Below are 4126 nucleotides of genomic sequence, written 5' to 3'. Positions count from 1 at the left end.
CGCGCTGGGGGGGGGGGGGCGACGGGGGCTTTCAGGGGTTCCCCGGTGGGGTGGGGCTGGTGGCCGGGGGGGGGGGGGGGGGGGTGCCGTCCCACCCCGCCACCGCTCCGGGCGCTCAGCTCACGGTCACGACCACCGTCGAGGACATGGTTGCCCCGAGGCTGTCGGTGACGGTCAGCTGCGCGGTGTAGATGCCCTTGCGGGCGTACGTGTGGCTGGTCGACGGGCCGTGCGCGACGGCGGTGTTGTCGCCGAAGTCCCACGCGTAATCGGTGATGGTGCGCCCGGCCGCCGGCGACGCTGTCGCGGTGAAGGCGGCCGCCAGGGGTGCGGGGCCGGTGGTGGGCGTGGCCGTGGCCGACACGGTGGCGTCGGTCTGCTCGCGCACCCCGGCGCCGTTGAAGCGCAGCCAGTCCAGTGCCATCAGGTCGGGGGTGCCACCGGTCTGGGTCGGGTTGACGAACACCAGGTAGAGGGTGGTGGTGCGGCCCGGGTCGGTCAGTTCGACGGTGGGGGAGGCGAGGTTGTCCCAGCCGCCGGTGCTGCCGATGGTGGCCCGGCCGAGGAGCTGTCCGGTGGGGGAGTCGGCCCGGATCTCGATGTCGCCGCCGCTGCTGCCGGAGGCGACTCCGAGGGTGAGCGAGTCGATGCCGCGCAGGTTGACCGGGCCGAAGTTGATCCACTCGCCGTTGTCGATGTCACCGATGCGCTTGCCGGCGCTCGCGGTGGCCCGGTCGAGGACCTGGATGCCGCTTTGCCCGTCGAAGTGTTCGGCCTCCTTGCGTTTGGTCTGCAGCTCGGCCCGGGTCGAGCCGACCAGCTCGGGTGCCCCGGCCGCCCCGCCGTCGGTGTACTGGGCGGTGAGCACGGTGTAGAGGTTCTGTCCGGGGCCGTGCCCGTCGCCGCCGTTGCTCTCGGTGACCGCCACGCCGGTGCATCCGACGTAGTTGTCCAGCGGGTGGCTGTGCGAGTCGTGGCCGAGCTGGGTCTGCACAACCACCCTCGAACATTCGATGCTGTTCTCCTCCGGGTCCGTGACCGTCACCGTGTACGGGATGCGGTCACCGAAGTCGAAGAAGGCGCCGTCGGGGACGCTGAGGGTCACCGTCGGGCGGGTGTTGCCGGCGGTGATCTCCTGTACGGCGACGGCGGTCTGCCCATTGGTGGCGGTGACGGTGAGCCGGGCCGTGTAGCGCCCCGGGGTGCTGTAGGTGTGGCTGGGGTTGGCCGCGGTGGAGTCGACGCTGCCGTTGCCGTCGAAGTCCCAGGCGTACGTGACGGGCGTGCCGTCCGGCCCGCTGGAGCCGGCGCTGGAGAAGGCGACGGTCAGCGGCGCGGGCCCGCTGTCCTTGTCGGCGCTCAGCTTGGCCACCGGGGGCCGGCTGTTGGCGACGTAGTCGATGCGGTAGATGCCGGCGCCCTCATTGCTGCCGCCGCGGCCGCTGCCGCTGCCCTCTCCGAAGTCGATGACGTAGAGGGAGCCGTCCGGGCCGAACTGCGCCTCGAACGGCTGGATCCAGGACATGTTGCCGAAGCTCCCGTTGATGGACTGCAGGTCACCGGCGTTGGTGGGGCTGAAGCGTGGGTCGGTGAAGGTCTGGGCGGTCTCGTGAATCGACAGCGTCTTGAACCACCGGCGGGTCAGCTCGTAGACGATCCACTTGCCGTCGAAGTACTGCGGGAACTTGGTCAGCCGCTTGTTGGACGGGTCGTAGTCGTAGACGGGCCCGCTCATCGGGCCGCCGCCGCCCGTGCCCAGCTCCGGAAACTGCGGGGAGGCCGAGTAGGCGTACCAGACCAGGGCGGGCTTGGCCGCGGGGAGGTTGGTCAGGCCGGTGTTGTTGGGGGAGTCGTTGACCGGCGCCATGCAGTCGAACTTCGGCCCCGAGGTCGCGGTGGCGAAGTCGTAGTCGTTGAACGGGATGTTGTTGCCGATGCAGTACGGCCAGCCGTAGTTGCCGGCGCTGGTGATCCGGTTGAACTCGACGGTCCCCTCCGGACCGCGGTTCGGGTTGGCGGCGCGGGCATCGGGGCCGTAGTCGGCGACCAGCAGCGCGTTGGTCTTGGAGTCGACGGTAATGCGGAACGGGTTCCGCAGGCCCATCGCGTAGATTTCCGGCCTGGTCTTCGCGGTGCCCGAGGCGAACAGGTTGCCGTCCGGGACGGCGTACCCGCCGGTGGGCAGGGGCTTGATCCGCAGGACCTTGCCGCGCAAGTCGTTGGTGTTGCCGGCGGTGCCCTGCGCGTCGTACGCGCGGCGACCGGCCCGCTCGTCGACGGGCGTGAAGCCGCTGGACTCGAACGGGTCGGTGTTGTCGCCGATCGCGGCGTACAGGTTGCCCTGCTGGTCCATGGTCACCGAGCCGCCCATGTGCGAGTTGGCCCGCGCCTCACCGCGCCAGGTCGGGATGCTCAGCAGCCGCTTCTCCGACTCGAGGCGGACCTTGTCGCCCTCGACGGTGAACCGCGACAGGTTCAGCTGCTTCTCCACCCGGTCGGACCAGAGCAGGTAGATCCAGTTGGTCTTGTCGAAGTGCCGGTCCAGGGTCATGCCGAGCAGGCCGTCGGACTGGCTGGTCTGCTCTGGGGTGTACGCGAAGTCCAGCAGCGTGGTGACGGCGAGGGTGTCCTGGTTGACGACCTTCAGCGCGCCGGTGCGCTCGATGTAGAAGACCCGGCGGTCCGGTGCGACGGCCAGCTCGAACGGGTCGGACAGGTCCTGGTTGACCAGGGGGACCCGCTCGAAGTTGGTGGTCCGGGTGGCGCCGCAGTCACCGGGGGCGGCGCCGGCCGCCCATTTGATGCCGCCGAGCAGGTGCTGCAGGAACGCCGGCTCCTGGAACGAGGAGGAGCTGTGCCCGCCGGCGGTGAACCAGGATCGGCCGCCGTCGTAGTTCTGGCACCAGGAGTACGGGTGGTCGACGCCCTCGTCCAGGCCGGGTATGCCGTCGCGTACCTTGATCTGGGCGAGGGTGTGGACCTTGCCGGTGGGGTTGGTTCGCCAGTTGTACCACTCTTCGCTTCGTTCCCACAGCTCCGGCAGGCCCTTGGTGGAGGGGTGGGCGTGGTCGAGGACCTTGATCCGGCCGGGGTAGGTGCCGCCGGTGCGGGAGAAGTCCGGGTGGGTGTCGAAGATGGCGCCGACCAGGCCCTCGTACCAGGTCCAGTCCCTTTCGCTGGCCGAGGCGGCGTGCAGGCCGACCCAGCCGCCACCGTCGCGGATGAACCGCTGCAGGGCGGCCCGCTGGTCGGCGTCGAGCAGGTCGCCGGAGGCTGGGGTGGAGTTGGTGTTGTTGAAAACGAGGGCGTCGAAGCGGGCGAGGTTGGCGTCGGTGAACGCGGCCGCGTCGGTGGTGGCTTCGACGGCGAAGCCGTGCTGGTCGCCGAGCTGCCGGACGGCGGCGACGCCGGCCGGGATGGAGTCGTGGTAGAAGTTCGTGACTTTGGAGAAGACCAGCACCCGGAAATTGTCGGTGGTGGTCGATTCGGTGGCGTTCGCTGCGGTGCTCGGCAGGATGAGTGTGATGGCGGCGAGCAGGGCGAAAAGTAGCGTGCGTTGGCGTCTCATACACGCGCTCCTCAATGGGCTACGGGAGTAGGAAAGCGCTTTCACGTTACTTGCACACTACGAGATCAATTTTGGCCGGTCAATGTTTTCAGGGTTTTTCACAAAGAGGGTGACGCGTTTCCATGGCGCTGCCGCCAGCTCGGGGTCGATGGTTCACGGGCGGTACCGCCGGCGGTTGGCCACCGGGCCAGTGCCGCTGGAGTCAGTGCGCCCACGGTGTCGTCTCTCCTGCTCAGAGGGGTGCGCGCAGGGAGGGTCGAGCCAGGAGGCGGTCGGCTGGCGGGGCATCACGACGAGTCGGTGAACGGCGAGAGCGGGCGAGCCAGGCCGCATGATCGACGTGATATGCCGATGGCGCGGCTCCGGTCAGCGGCGTTCGCGGGCCCGATCGCCGTCAGTCTTTACGTATTCCTGTTCCACGACTTATTGCTCCCTGCATAGAGGGAGCCGGTCGTGTCCGATATTTGTTCCAGGTGTCGTTGGAAAATCCTGGGCGGCGACGTGGCACGCCGCGGCCGGCTGTTGCGGCGGGTCGGGGAAACGATTTCCCCGACCCGC

1 protein-coding gene is annotated in these 4126 nt (G+C 69.1%); it reads right to left on the bottom strand.

Annotation, left to right across the window (positions count from 1 at the left end):
• Positions 1-115: 115 nt before the first annotated feature.
• On the bottom strand, positions 116-3568 hold the full coding sequence (locus ACWEVO_RS31685) for a ThuA domain-containing protein (RefSeq protein WP_452311132.1): 3453 nt from the start codon (positions 3566-3568) through the stop codon (positions 116-118).
• Between the last annotated feature and the right edge of the window lie 558 nt (positions 3569-4126).

The organism is Micromonospora sp. NPDC003776 (genome assembly GCF_053605645.1).
Note: the sequence above shows the minus strand (reverse complement) of the source record. Positions and strands in the feature narration are given on the sequence as shown.